Genomic DNA, 1851 nt, shown 5'->3' on the forward strand with positions numbered 1-1851 from the left:
AACAAGCATTAAAAAGCCCTTACTAATTACTTAACAAGGGCTTTTTATAATTGAGCGCTTAGAGTTTAGCGCCTAGCGCATAGTAACAAACTCTTCAGAACCTGTTGGGTGAATCGCAACAACGGCATCAAAATCAGCTTTAGTAGCGCCCATTTTCATGGCAACTGCAAAACCTTGAATCATTTCATCAACCGCAAAACCAATACCATGTAGGCCAACTACTTTTTCGTCTGGGCCGGCACATACAAGCTTCATTTTACAAGGCTGGCGATGTTTAGTTACCGCTGTGTACATAGCCGTAAAGCCAGATTGGTAAATCTTAACGTTTTCTTCGCCATACTGAGAGATAGCTTCTTGCTCAGTAAGGCCAATAGTACCAATTGGTGGGTGACTAAATACAACAGTAGGAACTAGGCTGTAATCCATTTTTAAATCATCAGGTAGTTCTTTATTAAATAAGCGTTCTGATAAAGTACGCCCTGCTTTAACTGCTACAGGCGTAAGTTCAATACCGTTTTCGATAATATCGCCAACCGCATAAACGTTTTTAGCTGTGGTATTTTGAAACTCATCAACTTTAACAAAACCATCGCTGTTAACTTCTACGCCGGCAGCGGCAACATTAATTGCATCTGTTGTTGGCTGGCGGCCAATGGCCCAAATTACTTGGTCAACGTTATGAGTTTTGCCATTATCTAAATGTAGCGTTACAGAGCCATCATCTTCTTTAACTAATTTATGAGGTACAGATTCTGTATGAAGAGTAGGGCCTTCAGCAGCCATAACATCAACAAGGGTTTCAACTATGTATGGGTCAAAGTTACGAAGTGGAGAATGCTTACGAACAAATAAATGTGTTTCAGTACCTAAACCATGTAATACACCAGCAAGCTCAACGGCTATGTAGCCTGCGCCTATTACTGCAACGCGTTTAGGTTGCTCTTTTAATTCAAAAAAGCCATTTGAATCGATACCGTGTTCAGCACCTTCAATATGCGGAATGCTTGGGCGTCCACCTACTGCAATTAATATATGATCGGCTGTGTAGTGCTCGCCGTTTACTTCAACTGTTTTATTATCTACAAATTTAGCAAAGCCTTTAATTACAGTAACGCCATTGCTAGCAAGGCCACTGTCGTAACCTTTATGAATTCGGCCTATGTAGGCTTCACGGCTTTCTACTAACTTGCTCCAATCAAAGCCTTTAACTTCAACATTAAAGCCGTAATCTGGGGCATATAAATTAATTGCTTCAGCAACCTGAGCACCGTGCCACATTACTTTTTTAGGTACGCAGCCCACGTTTACACACGTGCCGCCCATGTGTTTTGCTTCTATAAGTGCTACTTTAGCGCCACGCATTGCCGCTCTATTTGCAGAGGCAATACCACCACTGCCACCACCGATTGCAATATAATCAAAGTGTTGTGTCATTTTATGTCCTTAGGCGTTGAGTTTTATGCGCATTAGCATAACATTAAGTTTTAAAAATAAAGAGTGTTTAGGTGACCTATGTTTAGTAAAAAAACATTCGAATTTCTTGCTCTGCTTGATCAAAACAATAATAGAGACTGGTTTAACGACCATAAATCACAGTATGAGGAATACGTAAGAGAGCCCGCTTTAGATTTCATTAGGCAAATGCAAGCACCACTTGCTGAGGTTTCTAGCCATTTTGTCGCATCAGATAAAAAAGTCGGCGGTAGTTTAATGAGAATCCATAAAGACGCGCGTTTTAGTAAAGATAAAACCCCATATAAAATTAATGTAGGGATTCAATTTCGCCATTTTATGGGAAAAGACGTACACGCCCCTGGTTTTTATTTTCACTTAGCAAATGACGAATGTTTT

At 40.2% G+C, this 1851-nt stretch carries 2 protein-coding genes; one reads left to right on the top strand and one right to left on the bottom strand.

Going from position 1 to position 1851, the window contains the following annotated elements; translation table 11 throughout:
* Window positions 1-72: 72 nt before the first annotated feature.
* Entirely contained in the window at window positions 73-1434 is a 1362-nt protein-coding gene (gene gorA, locus H5072_RS18350; protein WP_039485720.1) for a glutathione-disulfide reductase, read from the bottom strand.
* Window positions 1435-1512: 78 nt separating this feature from the next.
* Here gorA and H5072_RS18355 point away from each other — a divergent pair.
* On the top strand, window positions 1513-1851 hold a 339-nt coding region (locus tag H5072_RS18355), incomplete at its 3' end, for a TIGR02453 family protein (RefSeq protein WP_182694377.1).

It is taken from the genome of Pseudoalteromonas sp. SR45-5, from assembly GCF_014163565.1.
In the GTDB taxonomy this organism is placed as follows: domain Bacteria; phylum Pseudomonadota; class Gammaproteobacteria; order Enterobacterales; family Alteromonadaceae; genus Pseudoalteromonas; species Pseudoalteromonas distincta.

What these genes read in the sequence shown, in the direction of transcription:
- gorA (WP_039485720.1), bottom strand. Translation starts at nt 1,434, where the DNA reads ATGACACAACACTTTGATTATATTGCAATCGGTGGTGGCAGTGGTGGT.